14 protein-coding genes are annotated in these 19,768 nt (G+C 40.3%); 11 read left to right on the top strand and 3 right to left on the bottom strand.

The genetic code is table 11. The annotated features are described in order from the left end of the window. Positions 1 to 256: 256 nt before the first annotated feature. Positions 257 to 919 (bottom strand): hypothetical protein, encoded by a 663-nt coding sequence (locus tag BR73_RS0123480; protein WP_033168254.1) that lies wholly within the window; start codon positions 917 to 919, stop codon positions 257 to 259. A 238-nt stretch (positions 920 to 1,157) separates the two neighbouring features. On the opposite strand from BR73_RS0123480, the gene BR73_RS0123475 reads away from it, so the two are divergent. The 4 genes from BR73_RS0123475 (at position 1,158) to ppk1 (ending at position 6,758) form a co-directional block, all read left to right on the top strand. Continuing rightward, positions 1,158 to 2,627, top strand: coding sequence for an amino acid permease (locus tag BR73_RS0123475; RefSeq protein WP_033168253.1), 1,470 nt, complete (start codon positions 1,158 to 1,160; stop codon positions 2,625 to 2,627). A gap of 404 nt (positions 2,628 to 3,031) precedes the next feature. Beyond that, positions 3,032 to 3,580, top strand: a complete 549-nt coding sequence (locus BR73_RS0123470) for a DUF5662 family protein (RefSeq protein WP_033168895.1) — start codon at positions 3,032 to 3,034, stop codon at positions 3,578 to 3,580. Positions 3,581 to 3,730: 150 nt separating this feature from the next. Continuing rightward, on the top strand, positions 3,731 to 4,657 hold the full coding sequence (locus BR73_RS0123465) for a hypothetical protein (RefSeq protein ID WP_033168252.1): 927 nt from the start codon (positions 3,731 to 3,733) through the stop codon (positions 4,655 to 4,657). After that, positions 4,638 to 6,758, top strand: coding sequence for a polyphosphate kinase 1 (gene ppk1 / locus BR73_RS0123460; protein ID WP_033168251.1), 2,121 nt, complete (start codon positions 4,638 to 4,640; stop codon positions 6,756 to 6,758). Before BR73_RS0123465 ends, ppk1 begins: the two co-directional genes overlap by 20 nt. Positions 6,759 to 6,969: 211 nt before the next feature. Here the strand turns inward: ppk1 and BR73_RS0123455 are convergent, their stop codons facing one another. Both BR73_RS0123455 and BR73_RS0123450 read right to left on the bottom strand, forming a co-directional pair. Then, positions 6,970 to 7,806 carry an SUMF1/EgtB/PvdO family nonheme iron enzyme gene (locus BR73_RS0123455; RefSeq protein WP_033168250.1) on the bottom strand — a complete coding sequence of 279 codons (837 nt, stop codon included), beginning with the start codon at positions 7,804 to 7,806 and terminating at the stop codon, positions 6,970 to 6,972. A gap of 185 nt (positions 7,807 to 7,991) precedes the next feature. Beyond that, the gene (locus BR73_RS0123450) at positions 7,992 to 8,585 is read right to left on the bottom strand and encodes a glycoside hydrolase family 11 protein (protein ID WP_242860767.1); all 594 of its coding nucleotides are present in this window, start codon (positions 8,583 to 8,585) and stop codon (positions 7,992 to 7,994) included. 649 nt (positions 8,586 to 9,234) lie between these two features. Between BR73_RS0123450 and BR73_RS0123445 the strand changes: the two genes are divergently transcribed. From BR73_RS0123445 to BR73_RS0123415, 7 genes are all read left to right on the top strand, one after another. After that, positions 9,235 to 10,254: a peptidylprolyl isomerase gene (locus tag BR73_RS0123445; protein ID WP_033168248.1), complete on the top strand. Its 1,020-nt coding sequence runs from the start codon at positions 9,235 to 9,237 to the stop codon at positions 10,252 to 10,254. A 157-nt stretch (positions 10,255 to 10,411) separates the two neighbouring features. After that, positions 10,412 to 11,350, top strand: coding sequence for an ABC transporter permease subunit (locus BR73_RS0123440; protein ID WP_033168247.1), 939 nt, complete (start codon positions 10,412 to 10,414; stop codon positions 11,348 to 11,350). 71 nt (positions 11,351 to 11,421) lie between these two features. After that, positions 11,422 to 12,330 (top strand): carbohydrate ABC transporter permease, encoded by a 909-nt coding sequence (locus BR73_RS0123435; RefSeq protein ID WP_033168246.1) that lies wholly within the window; start codon positions 11,422 to 11,424, stop codon positions 12,328 to 12,330. 25 nt (positions 12,331 to 12,355) lie between these two features. Continuing rightward, positions 12,356 to 14,050 (top strand): extracellular solute-binding protein, encoded by a 1,695-nt coding sequence (locus BR73_RS0123430; RefSeq protein WP_033168245.1) that lies wholly within the window; start codon positions 12,356 to 12,358, stop codon positions 14,048 to 14,050. Positions 14,051 to 14,208: 158 nt separating this feature from the next. After that, positions 14,209 to 15,993: a sensor histidine kinase gene (locus BR73_RS0123425; RefSeq protein ID WP_033168244.1), complete on the top strand. Its 1,785-nt coding sequence runs from the start codon at positions 14,209 to 14,211 to the stop codon at positions 15,991 to 15,993. A 129-nt stretch (positions 15,994 to 16,122) separates the two neighbouring features. After that, positions 16,123 to 17,583: a response regulator gene (locus BR73_RS0123420; RefSeq protein WP_033168243.1), complete on the top strand. Its 1,461-nt coding sequence runs from the start codon at positions 16,123 to 16,125 to the stop codon at positions 17,581 to 17,583. An 89-nt stretch (positions 17,584 to 17,672) separates the two neighbouring features. Beyond that, entirely contained in the window at positions 17,673 to 19,766 is a 2,094-nt protein-coding gene (locus BR73_RS0123415) for a methyl-accepting chemotaxis protein (RefSeq protein ID WP_033168242.1), read from the top strand. Positions 19,767 to 19,768: the final 2 nt, after the last annotated feature.

Raw genomic sequence — 19,768 nt, 5'->3', positions numbered from 1 at the left:
AACTATTCTTCTTTCTGCAAGGGGTACTGTCACATTACATTTGACAGTACTTATAATTCGAGCTGTCTGCTATTGCTTTGTTGGTTTTCCTGACAATTGTAGCATAATTTATTGCAAAATGAAACCTTTAGAGAAGCTTGATGATAGTTAGCAGTGAACCTGGGGGGGTTATCACACTCAGTCCTTATGAACAGTATAAGGACTGAGTGGATATCCCTCTTAAGTTTAACATAGGATTTGAATCATGAGCAGAAGATTAGTCTACAGCTTTATACAGTTTCTCATTAAAATACATGTAATCCTTTATCTGATCCTCAGTGCCATAGGGTGCATAAATATGGTAATTAGAAGCTATATACATACTTTGCCCGCCGTAGGCAGCACCGATATATTTTGCCGGGGTATCTAAAGAATCGGTAGTTTTAAAGATAATACTGACTTCTTCATCAAGCATGTTGCCAATAGAGAGTATTATTTCTTTCTGACCATCTTCATCCAGATCATAGAAGCTAACCTGATAATAATAATCTTCCCTCGGGAGAGTTCCTTCCTTAAATGCATTTATATTTTCTAATGGATTGTTCTTAAGCGCATGTAATAGATTAACCGCAGCCTTATCATTGTAGTACATAATCTCAGTACCGCTTTTAACATCTGCCCGTATCATGAACATTTCCCTTGTACCATCGTTTTTGTCCATATCAAATTCCATAAATGCGTTGCTACCCTCTGAATTGATATCCTCTCCTTTGATAAATATAAAATCATCATTATGAGTATCAAATAATATATCCTCTCTGATAGTTTGGGTTTCATAGTTAATATTGCTTTTTGTGTTTTCTCTGCTGCAGCCTGAAAGCAAAACCAGTGAAAGAATAATAAAAAAATTTATTAATGATATAAATCTCATAAACTTCATAAACATCTCCTTACTGTGAAATCTAAGTAAAATAACCTGATTGTATGACTATTATTATAGTATAACATCTTCTGAATATAAACAATATAATTACTAAATTATAGCAGTTTTCAATTATAAAATCTCATGCTAAAAAGGAAAATCAAAAGTCAGCTAATATAATAAAACTTCTGTGGGATACTAATAGTAAAATTTAATGCTGGCGCAATTTTCTTCAAACATAAGAATGGAGGTTAACATGGGTGAAAAGCATGAAAAAGGATTATCAGCCTGGCAGCTGACAATGATGGCAGTGGGTTCCGTAATCGGCGGTTCCTTCTTTTTAGGATCTTCTGTGGCAATACACTCTGCAGGTCCTTCAATAATCCTTTCTTATATATTGGGTGGTGTACTTGTTTATTTTATATTATTTGCGTTGTCTGAAATGACTGTGAATAATCCGGGCGTTGGTTCCTTTCGAGGATTTGCCGCCGATGCCTATGGACCAGGAGCAGGATTTATAACAGGCTGGGTATACTGGACAGGAATGGTACTTGCCATGTCCAGTGAAGCAACCGCAATATCATTACTGGTTAAAAACTGGTTTCCGGAGGTTTCTACTACTATATTGGGAAGTACCATAATAATAGGAGTAACACTGATTAATCTACTGGGTGCAAGCAGACTAAGTAAATTAGAGAGCGGACTTGCAGCTATAAAAATGCTGACGGTAGTAGCATTTATTATAATGGGTGTATTACTTATATTGGGAATTGTAAGGGGCGTAACAACAAATGGTGCAGCTGCCGTTTTTGATACTCCGGCAATTACAAATGAGGCATTTTTTGCGGACGGTTTCAGAGGGCTTGCAGGAAGTCTGCTAATAATCATGTTTGCCTATGCAGGCTTTGAGATAATCGGCCTTGCAGCTTCAGAAGCAAGAGAACCCAGAAAAACAGTACCAAAAGCAATCCACCGAACAGTGGTAATACTGTTAGCTTTATATATACTGTCAGTAGGTACCACCCTTTTCCTGATACCAACAGGAGAAATAAGAGAAGATGTAAGCCCAATGGTAGCAGTGCTTAACCGCTACGGATTTACCTGGGCAGGCACAGTCCTGAATATTGTATTAATAACTGCCATCCTATCCACAATGTTAGCTTCCATGTTCGGACTGGGAAGAATGATAAGGTCACTGGCAGATGACGGATGGGCACCGCCATTTCTAAAAGAAGTGAAAGAAGTACCCTATAAGGGAATCTTATTCTCCGGTGCAGCCATGCTGCTTGGCTTATATGTAGGATTACTGCTTCCTCAGGTATATCTGTTCCTAATCAGTGCCGGCGGCTTCTCTGCCCTGTTTACCTATTCCATGATAATGGCAACCCACATCCGATTCCGAAGAAATCACGGAAAACCGGAAGACAGGCTACGGTTAAGAGGATTTCCATATTCCTCCTTGTTTGTACTTCTATGTCTAATCGTTGCCATAATAAGCATGCCCTTTATCAAAGGTCAGGGAACAGGACTAATAGCAGGAATTGCAATCGTTATATTCTACGGTGTAGCCTATCTGATCGTAAAACAGTTCCGGAAGGAAACAAAAAGTAACATCGAATCAAATCACCTGAACAACCGGCTAAGTATGGAGGCCTCCAAGGAACTTACCAACCTAAAAGCTTATAGGAGAGAACGTCAGAAAGATAACAGTAACAGAAAAAAATAGACCTTCTATTGAAGGAATTCCTATGACACTTAAATGACAGTAGTTGCACCAGAGCACTGCCGGGCTCCCCCGAGCAAGGCAGTACCTTCGGTGCTAGCAGCTTGCCAGGGGTCTTTACGTAACATGGGTATAAATCCACCATGGTATAATGGTAATTGGAACTGTGTCCTAAGATGTCTTTACGTAACATAGGTATAAATCCACCACTGGCTGAGCGCACAACCTTTCATGACAGAGACCTTGAAGCGAGTCATCGTTCCCCGCCATAGAATATCCTCCGCGTCACCAGCCAGTACCACAAAATTTGACTTTTTACGGCGAAATGGTTGCATTAACTGAAAGGGAAGAATATAATAAAACCCAAACATGAGGGAAAGGGCCGGAAAGCAGGTATGGCAGGCAGAATGAAGTGGTTACAGCATTTAAGAACAATTAATCATCATAAATATCTGGTGATGAGATATTGTTTCAGAGCAGGGCTTTACAGGCAGGGATTGTTACACGATATGTCCAAATACAGCCCTGTAGAATTTCTGGTAGGTGCAAAGTATTTTCAGGGAAATAGAAGTCCAAACAATGCAGAACGAGAAGACCGAGGCTACAGTCTGGCATGGCTTCATCATAAAGGCAGAAACAAACACCATCTGGAATATTGGATTGATTACAGTGTAAATGAGGGGGCTCCCATGTCCGGAATGAGGATGCCGGTAAATTACGTTGTAGAGATGTTCTGCGACAGGGTAGCAGCCAGCAGAATCTACAACAAAGAGGCATATACCGACAGAGATGCCTATGATTATTTTAATACTTCAAGACAGCACTATTTAATACACCCGGAAACAGAAAAGCTCTTAGAAAAACTATTGGTAATGTTAATGGAAAAAGGAGAAGAGGAAACCTTTCAATACATTAAATCCAAAGTTCTGAAACAAGGTTATGATATTATAAAGTAAAATGATGTTATGGAAGCAAAATTATAATGTAGAAGTAAAATGCAGTATTTTGTAGAATTTTACATTGTCTTAATAAATACTTTACATATTTAAAACATTGTCGGGATACAATGCCAGTAGGTTGTACCCGGGCAGACAGGAGGAAATGATATGCTGTATGCAATTGTGGATTTAGGCTCCAACACTATGAGACTATGTATTTATGAAACAAGTGAAATGGGTTTAAAGTCAATCTTTGAAAAGAAAACCATGGCGGGCCTTGTTAACTATATCAAAAAAGAGAGGCTTAGCACCGCAGGAATAAAGCGGGCCTGTGATATATTAAATGAGTATAAGCATTATATCAGTAATTTTGGAATCAAAGAGGAAGAGTTAAATATATTTGCAACGGCTTCCCTTAGAAATATAGTAAATACCAAAGAAGTAATCCAGACAATCAAAGAAATAACCGGTCTGGATGTAGAATTAATATCCGGTGAGGAAGAAGCTACTCTTGACTTTAAAGGGGCTATAAAGGTATTTCCGGAAAGCTCCGGCGTGTTGGTAGATATCGGCGGCGGAAGTACTGAGCTGGTGTCCTTTCAGGACAGACAGATTCAATATGCAACCAGTATGCCTGTTGGTTCTTTAAATCTTTATGTAAATTATGTAAAAAAGATTATTCCCAAAGAAGAAGAGAGAGAATTAATAAGAGAACATATAAAGGAGACATTAAAGTCCCTGGAATTAAAAGAAGAAACAGCACCTTTTATCTGTGGTGTAGGCGGTACCATGCGTGCGGCCGCCAAGCTGAGCAATCAGATTTATGGCTATGGTAAAGAAAATATCATAATAAAAACCTCTGACATAAAAGAAATCCTCGATACAATAAAAAATAGCAGAAAGCAGACCATATCACCGGTATTGCAGGTAATCCCGGATAGAATCCATACCATAATCCCGGGGCTGATTGCAGTGGATACCATAGCTGATTTCTACAGTGCAAAAGAAATATTTGTCAGTCGTTATGGTGTCAGAGAAGGATATCTATACGAAAGAATAATAAAGGAGAATGTGTATGCCCCATCTGGAAAATGATGAACCCTTTATGCAGAATAGGGAACTGTCGTGGCTTCGCTTTAACAGACGTGTGTTGGAGGAAGCAGAGGAGGAGACTGTGCCTCTTTATGAACGGTTGAAATTCGTATCCATCTTTACCAGCAATCTGGATGAATTCTTTATGATAAGGGTAGGCAGTCTTACCGACCTTATGTATATGGATAATAATGTGGACGATAAGACCGGACTTACGGCAAAACAGCAGCTGGAGCTCATATTTCAGGCTGCAGTACCCTTGTATAAAGAGCGGGATCGGGTATTTCAGACGGTGGAAGAGAAGCTCCGAGAATTTGGAATACGTAATCTGGAGAGCGGTGAACTGAAAAAAAGTGAGAAAAAACAACTGGATAAAATCTTTGAAGAGGATATCAAACCCATACTGTCCCCTCAGGTGATTGACTCCAGGCATCCATTCCCTCATCTTGTAAATAAGGGAATCTATATTATATGTGAGTTTACAGGGGAATCCACGAAGTTTGGACTTATTCCCATATCTCAGTCCTTACCTGCTTATTTTATGCTTCCTGGTACAGAAAACAGCTACATACTGATGGAGAAGATTGTATTAGAACACATAGCAGAAGTGTTCGGCATGTACAAGGTGGATTGCGCAGCAGTCATATCTGTTACAAGAAATGCAGATATCAGTCCTGAGGATGAAGTCTTTGAGGTAGATGACGATTTCCGGGAGAGAATGAAGAAGGTCATTAAGAAAAGAGCCAGGCTTTCACCGGTAAGGCTGGAGGTTCAGGGACACTTAAGCAAGAGTCTGAGCAGCTTTCTGCTTTCTAAACTGAATCTGACGAAAGAACAGGTATTTACAAGTGTAGCTCCCTTAGTACTTGGATTTGTATTTGACCTGCAGGGCCATTTACCCTCAGCCCTGTTAAAGCAGCTAAGCTATCCGGTGTTTAAACCACAATACCCTTCCCTGTTAAACAGCCATGAAAATATTTCGGTGCAGTTAAAACGTAAGGATATCCTGCTGTTCTATCCCTATGACCAGATGGAACCCTTTCTTCAGCTTCTTAGAGAAAGTGCCCAGGACCCATCTGTAATCTCGATTAAAATAACCATTTATCGTTTGTCCAGAAATTCAAGAATCATTGATTACCTTTGCAACGCTGCAGAGAATAACAAAGAAGTAACGGTTCTTATGGAGTTAAAGGCAAGGTTCGATGAGAAGAATAACATAGAGTGGGCAGAGCGTCTTGAAGAGGCAGGCTGTAATGTTATTTACGGATTTGAAGGCTTTAAGGTACACAGTAAGATCTGTCTCATTACCAGAAGAGACAGAAACCGTATCTTTTATATCACACAGATAGGAACGGGAAATTATAACGAGAAGACCGCTAAACTGTATACAGATCTTTCCCTCATGACAGCTAATCAGATAATCGGGCAGGAAGCCAATGAATTCTTTAAGAATATGTCCATTAGTAACTTAAAAGGGAATTACAACAACCTCTTTGTGGCTCCTTATTCTTTCAAGAATAATCTCATTGCTCTCATTGATGACGAAATAGAGAAGGCAAGAAGAGGAGAAGCTGCCAGTATTGTAATGAAATCCAATTCCCTGACGGATAAGATAATTATTAATAAGTTATCAGAAGCATCTCAGGCAGGGGTGAAGATTAAGCTTATAATCAGAGGAATCTGCTGCCTGCTTCCCGAAATAAAGGGAAAAACGGATAATATAACTGTGTATAGTATTGTAGGACGATTCCTGGAGCATTGCAGAATCTACAGTTTTGGCTTGGGGAAAGATGCCAGGCTGTATATTTCCTCTGCAGATATGATGACCAGAAACACCCAGAGAAGAGTTGAAATTGCCTGCCCTATATTGGATGAGGATATAAAAGAAAGAATTCAGCATATTCTGGAGGTTATGTTCAGCGATTCCGTAAAAGCAAGGATACTTGGTAAGGACGGCACTTACAGAAAGATCGACATTGAAGCGGAGCCCATCGATTCACAGCAGCTATTTATCGAAGAAGCAATGCGGGAGGACAGTAAGAACGCAGCTTCCAAAGAATCTATCCTTAAATTCTTCCGAAAAATAAGAAGAACACCAAAATAAATATTTCAATTGATCTACCCGCACCAAAACCCTGGTCATGTCTGAAAACTCATTGCACCGTACTGAATGCCCCGCTTTGCGGTATTCAGTGTTATAATTTGGGGAACGTAACACCGCTACGTCCCCAAAATCGTACCTTTCCTCTCACGAAGTGGAACTGTTGGTCCGGCAACGAGCAGTTTTCAGACACAGCCGGGAAATCAGCTGGTTTTCATTCTGCATTCCGGCAGATACGAAGTCCCTGGTCGGAGCCTTTCCCGTTGGCTTCGAATTTACCTCTGAAAGAGGGCTCCAGACAGCTTACATCGCCAATCCATCCACCCCCCTTTGTTACCCTGGAAGAACTGCTGTTAGCATCCCCCTCACCGTACCAGTCAAAACACCATTCCCGCACATTTCCTGACATATCATAAAGCCCCAATTCATTTGGTTTACAGCTGCCTACTGCTTTTGTGCTGCTATTGTTTGCAGATATGGCTGGCCAGCTCCAGTCTCCGGATAAGAGGTCCTTTCCTGAATTTCTCCAATACCAGCCAACTTCTTCTGCAATGCCGCTTCCGCTATAAAGATAGTTTTTGCTCTGCTGGCCGCCGCCGGCAGCGTATTCCCATTCGGCTTCGGTAGGAAGACGGTAACCATCAGCATCCTGATTGATTGTAACAATCCATTTTACGTCATCGAATTCATTGGTGTTATTTGTGTCAATCTGCTCTTTGTTGATATTATAATATTGCTTTTTACCTTCCTTATCACTTCTTTTATTGCAGTATTCAATTGCTTCATACCAACTGACTGTTTCAACTGGCAGGTTATCACCCTTGAACTCAGAGGGATTTTGTCCCATTACCGCAGACCATTCCTTCTGGGTGACTTCCTGTTTTCCGATATAAAAATCCTCTATTTCTGTTGTCTCTCCATAAAAAGAGGAGTGTGAATTAACAAAATTGCCGCCCTGTACAAATACCAGCTCTTCAGGAGATTTGCTGGAGCAGCCGCTGTTCTGTATAAAAAATATAAGAAAAAGTACAAGTAATAAACTTTTTTTCATTTAATTCCCTTTCAGATAACAATTTACTTTGATCATTTGAGGATATAAGCAGGGGGGGGGAAGAAACATCCAAACAGTATGTAGGTAAGTATTTAATAGTTCTTAGTTATAATACCGGACCGTATCCATAGGTCATGCTTTTGCTGAAAGAAAGCAGAGTAACGCTAAGGAACGAGATTCTGCAATTACCAGACAGTTACATTGGCATAACCGCTGCTCTGGTAACCTTCCACACACATTGACTGATAAGACCAGCTGCTGCCCAGATTCATCCCTTTACCGGACCAGGCATTTACATGATTACGAAAGTTTATCTGAACATTACTGCCGATAGCTCTTTTAGATTGCCGTACACTCCAGAATTGCTGAAAGGTCTGGATACCGTCAATAGAGGGAGCATTGTAGCGCATGTTTGTATAGATATCATAGTTTGCGCCGTCACTGTTAACAGTTCCCTTGTAGGTGCCGGTAGGTCTATAGGTACCCCAGCTGTCCACAACATAATACTCAATAAGGGAATTCCGGGTCCAGCCATAAAAGGTCAGATATCCGTTACCGGAAGGGGAAAAGGCACCGGCATTGTAATTTACAACCCTTGAAGCATTTCCGCTGTTCCATCCCTTTCCTACAACAAAATTACCGCAATTTGTCCAGCTTACGCTGAAATTGCCGCCTGAACCATTGACAGCGTTAACAGTACCGCCGCCGTCTGTCCAATTCTGCCAGTAATCAGTGGCAGCACTGGCATTGATTGTAAATAAACCTGTAAAACCCAGCATAAATGCAAAGAAGAATGATAGAACTTTTTTAAATGATTTACTCATAATTACCCCTCCAAAAATATAGTTTTGTTTTTACTTACCTACATACTGTTTGAATATCTATACCTTCCTCCTTTCTCTGTTAATCTGCAGCTTCTCTGCAAGAACCGTCCCGGGTCCAGTAACCAGACTCATAGGTCTTACTTGCTGTCTGAAATCTTTGAAGAACTTTAATAAGTGTATCTGCCTGTACCTTTTTCGTGGAAAATGTATTACAATTATGTTCAAATGGGGGTCGACGATGAAGCCAGAAACTAGAAAAAACTTTTGATTAGATGTAGGGCATAGTGTATGCAAGATATAGTTTAGTCAAAAAACTAATATTGAGGACTTCATTATATCAAATATGATAATATTTGTAAATACAATATTTTTTATTTTTTCTATTGCTTCTTTTCGGTTGTTCTATTCAATCTTAAACCATATGAGTCTTATCTTTAAAGGAAATCCCAAAAAATGTATGTTTTGCAAGGGTGTCCGGAATTTTTCAGGTATCACCTGCTATCTAAAAAAATAACACCTTTTTAAAAATCTTGTATCTTTTTCATTTTATAATGTCTGCTATACTAGAATCATAGAACAGCCGTTTCAGACAGAAGGAGGACAAATGAACCGTAACGGAATAAAAATAAAGGATGAGCTCCGGACAATCGAAAAGAAATTGGATGGCAGGAAATCTTACTTAAAACATAAAACAGCAGTCCTGTTCCTGTTTATCATAATGGCAGTATTACTAGGCGGCTGTCAGAAGGATCTGAATTATAAATCTACAGTTGCTTTTACTTTTGATAAGACTGCTATTTATCTTAATGAAATGATGTATCATGTTTTGTTAGCCAATATGCAGGAGGAACTTTATACCTCTTATATGAAGGAGGACGGGAAGGGTTCCGGAGACAAAAAGGCAAAAGAACTGGCCAGGGAACTTACCGATGCAGCCGTTGACAATGCAATAAAATACCAGCTATTTTATGAAATGGCCATAGAAGAAGGATATACCCTGACAGAGGAGGAAAAGTCAGAGTGCCGAAGAAGAGCAGAAAGCATTCAGAAAAATTTCGGTGAGGAAACCTTAAGTTCCTATGGACTTTCAATTGAGAGCGTTACAGCCATACAGGAAAAGCTTGCATTAACCGCCAAATATTACAATATTTACATAGATAAATCGAACATTGACAAAGAAGCAATACGAAGCAGAATGGACCAGAAGGATTACAGGCAATTTAAGATCACCTATCTCTTCGGGCAGAAAGAGGAGAAGGAACTTCTTTCAACACTGAAGTCGAAAGCTTTGACAGAAAGCTTTCAAGAACTGGGAGAGGAAGCTGGAATAAGGTCAGGAGAACTTACATTTACAGCAGGGAAAGATACCTTTGGGGAAGAGAAGGTACTGGAAGATACCGTTATCTCCATGAAAGAAGGAGAAGTAAGCGAAGTAATTGAAACCGTAAACGGATACTATCTTCTGAAGCTCAATTCGGATACCTCCGAGGAGGCTTTTAATGAGGCTGTGGAGGAAGAATATAACAAGGAAAGAAATGAGGCTGCGGAAGCAGGGTATCAGTCCCTAAAGGCAGAGCATTCCATAGAATTGAACAAGGACCTGAAAAAGTTTATAAACCCTTAGGGAATGTCTGAAAAGCCATATCACTGTTTGGGATACATTGATAAATAATCTGAGTGAAAGAAAATACAAGTCAGAAAGGATGCCACATGGAATATCTTTCACTCTTTCTACTGTGGCAGCACTGCTGGATTTTAAGCGGTATGCGGAGGGCTAAGAAATGTCTGTAAAAAGAGGAGCAGGAGTAAAACAAAAAGGAAACTTGGGGAGATGGTGGAATCAGAGGTATCTGCAGTTCATGGTACTTCCGGGGCTTATCTGGATGCTGGTATTCAACTATGTACCAATGGGCGGTATCATCATTGCTTTTAAGAAATTTAAGATTACGAAATCCATTGCAGAAGCACCCTGGGTAGGACTCCAGTATTTCAAAGAGTTCTTTCAGGATTCCAATTTCTCGGATGTAATGATCAATACAATAGGCATAAGCTTGCTAAAGCTCTTTATCGGTTTTCCTCTGCCTATTATATTTGCACTATTAATTAATGAAATCAGGGGAATTAAATTTAAGAAAGTTACACAAACCATATCTTATCTGCCTCACTTCCTTTCCTGGGTTGTACTGGGCGGTATATTGACTACCTGGTTGTCAAAAGAAGGTGTTATCAATGACTTTTTAGTAACCTTTCACTTAATGAAGGAACCGGTATCCTTTTTAGGAAATCCCAAATACTTCTGGGGCGTGGCGCTGATCTCGGATATATGGAAGGAACTTGGCTGGTCAGCAATTTTGTACCTTGCAGCCATTACCAGTGTAGATCAGCAGATTTATGAAGCAGCTACCGTAGATGGTGCGGGAAAACTGCAGAAAATCTTCTATGTAACCCTGCCTTCTATAACCGGAACCATAGCCATTATGCTTATCTTACAGATATCAGGACTTTTAAATTCTAATTTTGATCAGATATTGATTTTAAAGAACCAGGTGAATATATCAAGAAGCCAGGTTATTGATACCTATGTGTATCAGGTAGGTATGTCTCTTGGAAAGTATTCCTATGCAACTGCCGTAGGATTGTTCAAGTCAGTAATTGCATTGTTCCTGCTGCTCTTTGCTAACAAGACATGCAAGAAACTTCTCGGAAGATCGCTGTATTAATGTTGTTTTATTAACATTGACACAACTATCCGATAAGAAACCTTATAGAAAGAAAGGATGCCATAACTGATATGAAAACTGTAAAAAGCACGCATATAAAACGTTCCAGAGGAACTTTTATCTTTGATACCTTAAATACCACCTTTATGATTATATTATGTTTCCTATGTATCTACCCAATCTGGTATGTAGTCGTAAATTCCTTTAACGACGCAAAGGATGCCATGATGGGAGGAATCTACTGGTGGCCCAGAAAATTCTCCCTGGAGAATTACCTTACCGTATTTGCAGACAGCAGTGTATTACAGGCCTTTAAGATAACCGTCGGAAAGACCCTGCTGGGTACTGCCATTAACGTATTCTTTACAGCTATGGTAGCTTATCCTTTGTCTAAAAGTAATCTGATAGGAAGAAAATATTATATGGCTATGGGTACCATAACCATGTTCTTTGCAGGCGGTATGATTCCAACCTTTATCCTGTTTAAACAGCTGCATTTATTAAACAACTTCCTGGTATACATTATACCCGCAGCCTTTAACTTCTTTAACCTGCTTATATTTATTAACTTCTTCCGTGAAATACCTGCTTCTTTAGAGGAGTCTGCTAAGATTGACGGAGCGGGAGACTGGAAGATCTTTATGAGGATTATACTTCCTCTGTCCAAACCGGTTCTGGCAACTATCGCACTTTTTGCAGGTGTTGGCCAGTGGAATGACTACTGGGGCGGATTAATGTATATGACAAACAGGGTAGACTTAGAGCCTATCCAGACCTATCTTTACCGAATGGTTGCCCAGGTACAGTCCAGCCAGGTAGCAGGTTCTATTTCTGCTTCCAATATTACGGCGTCTGATACCACCTCTACTTCAATTAAGCTGGCGGCCATGGTAATCACAACACTGCCTATATGCTGTGTATACCCCTTCCTTCAGAAGTATTTCGTAAAAGGAATGATGGTAGGCGCAGTTAAGGAATAAAGTAAATAAAAATGGAGGATGTAAGATGAAAAAAAGTTACAGAAAACTGCTTTCTCTTGTACTGGTATTAGTATTGGTACTCGGTCTTGCAGCGTGTGGCAAAAACAATTCAGAAGCAACCAAGGGGAATGACGCTACCGGTGAAACAACTACTCCGGAAGCAACTGCAACAGAAGCACCTGCAGAGACAGGTACAGATAATACAGCTGAGGTTGTACCCGGCTGGCAGCAGCATGCGTCAGAAAAAGTAGATTTAACCTGGTATATTAACTTTTCCTGGTTCACAACTCCCTGGGGAGAGAACCTGATATCCAAAACAATCACTGAAGAAACCGGCGTTAACATTGAATTCGTAGTACCTGCCGGTAATGAAGCAGAGAAACTCAATTCCCTTATCGCATCCGATTCCCTTCCTGACCTTGTAACACTTGGCTGGTGGGAGCCACAGGTAGGCGATATGATCGAAGACGGCATGGTATATGCTCTTGACGAACTGGCAAAAGAATATGATCCTTACTGGTTCGAAGTAGCAGACTCCGGTCGTGTTGGCTGGTTTACACAGGAAGACGGACATATCTATGGATATCCTAACTCCTCCTTCTCACCTGCTGATTATGAGAAATATGACAATATTTCCTCCAACCAGACTTTCTTAGTAAGAAAAGACATCTATGAAGCAATCGGAAGTCCTGATATGACTACACCTGAAGGTTTCAAAGCTGCTGTAAAGGCTGCAAAAGAGAAATATCCTGAAGTTAACGGACAGACATTGATTCCTGTAGGTGCTCATGAGTTCGGAGCAACCGGTAATACTTCCTTTGACCAGTATTTAAGCAACTTCTTAGCTATACCTTATGAAAAAGATGGAAAATTCTATGACAGATATACAGATCCTGAACTTGTAAGATGGTTAAAAGCTTTCAGAGAATTAGGTGCAGAAGGTTATCTTGCTGATGATATCTTCATTGACAAGAGAGCTCAGATGGAAGAAAAGATTGCACAGGGACGTTATTTCTGTATGCTTTACCAGAGAACAGACCTTGCAGAGCAGGAGAAGATTCTCTATGCAAACGATCCTAACAGCATTTATATTGCAGTTGATGGTCCTAAGAACAGTAAGGGTGATGCTTATACCCTTCCCGGAACAGGTATCAACGGCTGGACTGTAACTATGATTTCCAAGAATTGTGAGAATCCTGATCGTGCTATTCAGTTGTGCTCTTATTTAATGAGTGAGCACGGACAGCTGATGACCTGGTTAGGTGTAGAAGGTGTAACCTGGGATTATGTTAATGATGTTGCAACCATGAAACCAGAAGTAAGAGAACTTCTGACAAAAGACAGAGCAGCTTATGACAAACAATATGGTGCAGATTCCGCATACTGGATGTTCCAGGATAATGCTATGGCATTAAAATGGGCAGTTGAGACTCCTGAACCTCTTGGACAGATGGAACGCTGGACATATCCTTATGTTATGACCACTTCCCAGTATGATGTAACTCTTGCTACCGGCTCTGATGAAGCGGATATCCAGTCCAAGGTTGACAATGAATGGGGTATTGTTCTTCCTAAATTATTATTAGCAGGCTCTGAACAGGAATTTGACTCTATCTGGAATGACTTTATTAAGAAGAGAGAAGATTTTGGAATCAGTAAAGTACTGGATACCAAAACTGAATTAATGAATAAAGCCAAAGCTAAATTAGGTTTAAAATAATATAGAATGAAAAAACAGCCTGATGAAAAATCAGGTTGTTTTTTCCCGTAGTATTATCTATAATTACCATAACAAATAATAATATATCTCGAAATTACAGAAAATTTATACAATAAAAGCGGCAGAATGAATAAAAGACAAAGGTCAGGTAGAAGCAGTTGAAAGCACTTAAACGTTATTTTTCATCCTTAAAACTTAACTACAAAATCGGTTTACTGACTATGGCAATTATTATTCTGCCTCTTGCCATTCTGTCCTCACTTTTTTTTGACAATTATAAGGAATCCAGGATCAAAGAAAAGATAAAGAATGCGGAGATTAATTTCACCCAGAATTATGAGCAGATTCAAAAGAATGTGGAAATGTGCCAGATGTCCACACAGGTAATGCTTAACAGTCAGAATTTCTGGGCATATGTGGAGAGATTCTCTGCCGGGGAAAAATTCAAGACCCAGGAGCTGCTTAATTTTTACCACACAGAGATTAAATCCCTGGAGAAGATTGTGAATTCGAATCCCTATCTTTACCAGGTGCGGGTATATGCACCCTTTAGCAATATGCCTGAGATGATGCCGGTACTGTATCAGACGGATCGGCTCAAGAGGCTGAAATGGGGAAAGGAGCTGCAGGAATCCGGAACCTGGCAGTTCGATTATGAGGATGATCTGTTTCCCTCCTATTCCTCCTCCGGAAAACTTCACCTGGTAGCTCTGGTTACAGAAAAGAATTTTAGCGGTGATAAGAAAGCAATCATCGAAGTATCTACGAAAATGGAGCTGCTGTTCCCGCAGATGTATTCTCCTACGGACACAGAATGGACCTGCTTTGTAGACAATACCGGAAACTACTTCTACGACAATGATTATTACAGCAGGTGGTTGAATTACAAAGAAGAGGTAATGTTAAGCAGACCCAAAGAGTATGATGCCACCTATTATAAAGAAATGACCTTAAACGGAGAGCCTGTATTGGTGTGTTACAAACCGGTGAAGGAGTTATCCGGAATGATCTTTCGAATTGTAAGCTTAAGAGAGGAGTACGCTTCCGTTATCGTATTTCGAAACATTTTCTGGAGCAGCTTCATAGTACTTTCAGTACTTTTACAGGTACTTTGCAACCATATGGTCAGATTGATTTTAAAGCGGTTCTACGAGATTATGGATGCTGTTCACTGTGTACAAAAAGGTGACCTGGATATCAGGATTCAGGAATATGGCTCTGACGAATTTGGAGAACTGGGACTCCAGATTAACAAGATGCTCGACCGGATAAATCAGCTTATGGGCGATAATATCAAAAGAGAGCTGTTGGTGAAAGATTCAGAAATCCGGGCTCTCCAGAATCAGATTAATGCCCATTTTATCTATAATGTATTGGAATCTATTAAGATGATGGCAGAAGTGGAAGAGAAATATCCCATTGCAGATGCGGTTACAGCTCTTGGTAAACTGCTTCGTTACAGTATGAAGTGGGTTTCTAAGAATGTTACGGTAAGAGAAGAAATAGATTATATTAAAAACTATCTGGCACTTATCAATCTGAGATTTGATTATGAAATCTATCTGAGTCTTAATATACCGGAACCTATTTACGATCAGGAGATTCCTAAGATGTCTCTTCAGCCTATCATAGAGAATGCAATCTATCACGGTATTGAGGAAATGGCAGAGGACACCAGTATATATGTAAAGGGAATAATCTATGACAATTATTGTGTGATTGAAATAACTGATTCCGGAAAAGGTATGACGGAGGAAGAGACCATCAGGCTTCAAAAGAAAATTGAAGGTGAAATTGAAGCAACCGGCAGCTCCGGTAATGGTATTGGACTTAAGAATGTACAGGATCGTATAAAAATCAGTTTTGGAGATGAGTATGGTATCAGCATTGCTTCCATGAAGGATTGTTATACCAAGGTATGTGTGAAGATTCCTCTGGTGTGATTTGCGCACGAAGGTGCTCACTGCCTCGTTTAGAATGATGTGAGCTTTGAGGGAGATCACACAGGACGAAGAGAACAATATCCGCGTCCTGATTTGTATGTGTGCCAAGACACACAGATGGGAGTTGTCATGCAAAAACTGTTAATTGTAGAAGATGAGAAAATGATACGGCAGGGAATAGCTGCCATAGCAGAACGTTCACCGGTACCAATCGATGAGATCATACAATGTAAAAATGGGGAAGAAGCATTAGAAATTATTAAAAATACGAAGATAGATGTAATGATTACGGATATCCGCATGCCAAAAAAAGATGGTATCACTCTGGTGAAGGAGATCAAGGATCTGCCCCACGCACCAAAGGTTGTGGTAATCAGCGGTTATGATGACTTTTCTTATGCAGTGGAGCTGCTGCGTTACGGTGCAAGGGAATACCTGTTAAAACCAATTGAGCGTCAGAAGATTACCTCCGTACTGGAAAAATTGGAGGAAGAGCTCCAAAGTGAATCCCATAAGAAAAAAGAAGTGGAGAAAATCAGCCTGTCTCAGCTGAAATACATGATTTTAAATGAAAACATCAGTCAAAGCGAGATTGATTCTATTGTTAAAGAATATGCTGAATATTTCTTAAAGGAAGATTATGTGGTTATCTGTACCAACTATAAATCTGCAGAAAATATCCAAAAGGAGGGTGTACTCCTTCTGAATGATGTGTCCGGGCAGAGTATTTTTATTGTGCAAAAATCGGAAAAGGAACAGCTCCTTACCCAGGTGCTAAAAGATTATTATGTTGGAATCAGCAAGATCCATGGAAGTCTTTCTGAACTTAGAGTGGCTTATCTGGAGGCGTTAAAGGCAAGAAAGAATGCCTTTGCAACAGGTAACTTTATAGCGGAATATGAAAAGAACGAAGAAGGTAAAGATATTGTTTCTGAGGAGATGATAGCGCAGTTTGTACAGCTTGCCGGAACGGAGAAGCTGGAGGAGGCCAATAAATTCCTCTCAAAGATACTCTATAAGACGAAACAGGGAGGTATCGATCCGGACAGCTTTAAGCATATCATGAACCGTATTGTAGAGGGTATCTGTGATACCTATAAGAATCTCGTAGGTGATATGGCAGAAGAAATCGTGTTGCTCAGAAATGTCTATGATTATGATAATGCCTGCGTATATTACGAGGCTTTAACAGCGTGGGTTGAAAAAATCAATGAAAAGATATTAACGGAATTCGATAATTACAAGAATAAGCAGAAGATACAAAAGGCGCTGGTATTTATCCAGGAGAATTACAGCAAAGATCTTAACATGGCGGTGGTATCAAACTATATATCCATGAATTATTCACTTTTTTCCTATTGCTTTAAGGAATACACAGGTATGAATTTCATTAACTATATTAAGAATATCAGGCTTAGTGAAGCCAAAAGGCTATTGGAAGAAACTGATGAGAAGATACTGGATATCAGCAGCCGGATCGGTTACGAAAATGAAAAGCATTTTACGAAACTATTTAAGGCAGTAACGGGAGTATCCCCATCCGAATACAGAAAGAATGCCCAGGTGGGTAAGAGAAAAACTCTCCCGTAAATGCAGTGTTTCCGTCCATATAACTGATGCAATGCTTCACAGCAATTAAGTGAACATTATACCAGGGTATAGGGTAGAGAAGGGTGAGTATGATACGAAAAGATAAAATCTCAAGAAAGCTGAACGGAATAATTCTGATTCCTGTTATGTTCATTATCCTTTTAGGGGCAGTTTCCTACTTAAAATCCTCAGAGGAACTAAAAAAAAGCTGTGAACAATCCGGCAATGCTGCTTTAGCCATGTTGGAGAGCTACTTTAACATGGGTTTTGAATCTGTTAACAGTATGGCGAACCAGATTATCACCAATGATGTAATTCGAAAATACTATTCAGGTGCATATAAGGAAGACCCTGTAAAAGAACTGGAGCAGTATAAGACCATTCAGAATGTTGTAAGTTCCAATGTTGTTAACAGCTCTGTGGTAGCAGATATTTATTTATTCGGTGATTATGGAAAAGGAACATCTACCAGAGGAACACTGCCGGATAAGCTGTATACAGGCTTTAAGGAATCTGAGGAAGGTAAGGCGTTTCTTGACAGCAAGGCACGTTATAAATGGAGCGGTTATCATACCTTTTTTGACAGTGTGGTTAAAACAGAAGGAGAGGGCTACGGTACTGCTTTAAGCTACTATCTTTATAATACTTCAAATAAAAAGACAGGGCTTGTTGTAATTGATTTAAAGAAAGAGTTCTTCCTTAATGCCATAAAAAATACTGATTTTGGAGAAGGTGCTGTTGTTGGTTATATAACAAAGGACGGCAGAGAAATCCTGGAGGGGGATTATAAAGAGAATTTTAAGTTTCAGGATACGGAATTTTATAAAGACAGCCTGGAACCTTCTGCAAAGGCCGGGAAAAAGAGTAAGACTTTGGAAGGCGGAAGCAGATATATCAGCTATAAGGGAGAAAGCTACCTTTACCTGTATATGCCGGTACTTGAGGGTGAGATGCAGGTATGCGCGCTTATACCGGAGAAGACCATTACCGGGGCCTCTAAAGAACAATTGGTGCTGACCGTTATTTTTGTAATAGCGGGAAGTTTCATAGCCCTGCTGATTGGTACCAGAACGGCAAAAGGAATCGGTGCAGCCATTAAAGGCACCAATGAAGTATTGTTAAAGACCGCAGAGGGGAATCTGTCTGTATCAGCCAGTGTCAGGAGGAGTGACGAGTTCAGCCAGTTGGCAGAGGGGATTAATACCATGATTCAGGGGATGAAGAACCTGATCCTTCGTATGATGGGGGTAAGTGAAGCCGTGACCCTCTCAGCAGGTGAGATAACAGAAAAATCCGAACTTCTCATAACAGCCGCCGGAGAAATAGAAAAGACGGTGCTTGAACTGGAAGCAGGTGCGGAGGACCAGGCGGAAGATACGAGAATCTGTTCTGAGAGAATAGGAACCCTGTCGGAACAGATTGAAATGGTAGGAGAGAAGACGGACAAGATGAAAGCTCTGACCAGAGAGGCAAGAGAGATTGCAGAACAAGGAAGGTCAATTGTTGGACAGCTTTCAGAAAGGGCAGAAGATACCAGGGAAATTACCGGGAAAATCATAGATGATATAACGACCCTGGCAGTTAAATCCCAGGCGGTAGGTGAAATTATCCTGTCCATTAATGAAATTGCCGAACAGACCAATCTGCTGTCCCTAAATGCCTCCATAGAAGCTGCCAGAGCAGGCAGTGAAGGCAGAGGTTTTTTAGTAGTAGCCGATGAAATCCGCAAACTGGCGGCCAAATCCCATGAGGCGGCTGCACAGATAAGCAATATTATAAACGAAATAGACCTGCGTACCAGGAAAACCGTAGCAACAGCGCATACAGCAAAGGAAGCTGTAAATTCACAGAAGTCTGCCCTTACGAATACAATTGAAGTCTTCTATGACATTAATCGGAAGGTGGAGCATTTAGACAGTAATCTCCTTGATATCCTTTCAGGTATTTCAGTCATAAGAGCCTCCAAAGAGGAAGCCTTAGCAGCAGTGGAGGGTATTGCAACAGCCGCCAGACAGAGTGCTGCAGCTACAGAAGAACTAGGTGCTACGGCAGTAAATCAGATGCTTTATGTAAAAGACCTAAGAGTCACGGCAGACCGATTAAGCGGTATGGTCGCCGAATTAAAGCAATCCGTAGGCGCTTTTCAGGTCGAAGAGAAAACCGTAGAAGTAAGAACAGTTTAGAG

The organism is Clostridium sp. KNHs205 (assembly GCF_000702945.1).
Lineage (GTDB): Bacteria > Bacillota > Clostridia > Lachnospirales > Lachnospiraceae > Anaerocolumna.
This window is presented reverse-complemented; position numbering and strand designations above follow the sequence as displayed.

Excerpts from the sequence above, each read along its gene's own strand:
- BR73_RS0123445 (WP_033168248.1), top strand. The coding sequence starts at position 9,235 with ATGAACCGTAACGGAATAAAAATAAAGGATGAGCTCCGGACAATCGAA.
- BR73_RS0123420 (WP_033168243.1), top strand. The coding sequence starts at position 16,123 with ATGCAAAAACTGTTAATTGTAGAAGATGAGAAAATGATACGGCAGGGA.
- ppk1 (WP_033168251.1), top strand. The coding sequence starts at position 4,638 with ATGCCCCATCTGGAAAATGATGAACCCTTTATGCAGAATAGGGAACTG.
- BR73_RS0123440 (WP_033168247.1), top strand. The coding sequence starts at position 10,412 with ATGTCTGTAAAAAGAGGAGCAGGAGTAAAACAAAAAGGAAACTTGGGG.
- BR73_RS0123480 (WP_033168254.1), bottom strand. The coding sequence starts at position 919 with ATGAAGTTTATGAGATTTATATCATTAATAAATTTTTTTATTATTCTT.
- BR73_RS0123415 (WP_033168242.1), top strand. The coding sequence starts at position 17,673 with ATGATACGAAAAGATAAAATCTCAAGAAAGCTGAACGGAATAATTCTG.
- BR73_RS0123430 (WP_033168245.1), top strand. The coding sequence starts at position 12,356 with ATGAAAAAAAGTTACAGAAAACTGCTTTCTCTTGTACTGGTATTAGTA.
- BR73_RS0123475 (WP_033168253.1), top strand. The coding sequence starts at position 1,158 with ATGGGTGAAAAGCATGAAAAAGGATTATCAGCCTGGCAGCTGACAATG.
- BR73_RS0123450 (WP_242860767.1), bottom strand. The coding sequence starts at position 8,585 with ATGCTGGGTTTTACAGGTTTATTTACAATCAATGCCAGTGCTGCCACT.
- BR73_RS0123435 (WP_033168246.1), top strand. The coding sequence starts at position 11,422 with ATGAAAACTGTAAAAAGCACGCATATAAAACGTTCCAGAGGAACTTTT.
- BR73_RS0123470 (WP_033168895.1), top strand. The coding sequence starts at position 3,032 with ATGAAGTGGTTACAGCATTTAAGAACAATTAATCATCATAAATATCTG.
- BR73_RS0123455 (WP_033168250.1), bottom strand. The coding sequence starts at position 7,806 with ATGAAAAAAAGTTTATTACTTGTACTTTTTCTTATATTTTTTATACAG.
- BR73_RS0123465 (WP_033168252.1), top strand. The coding sequence starts at position 3,731 with ATGCTGTATGCAATTGTGGATTTAGGCTCCAACACTATGAGACTATGT.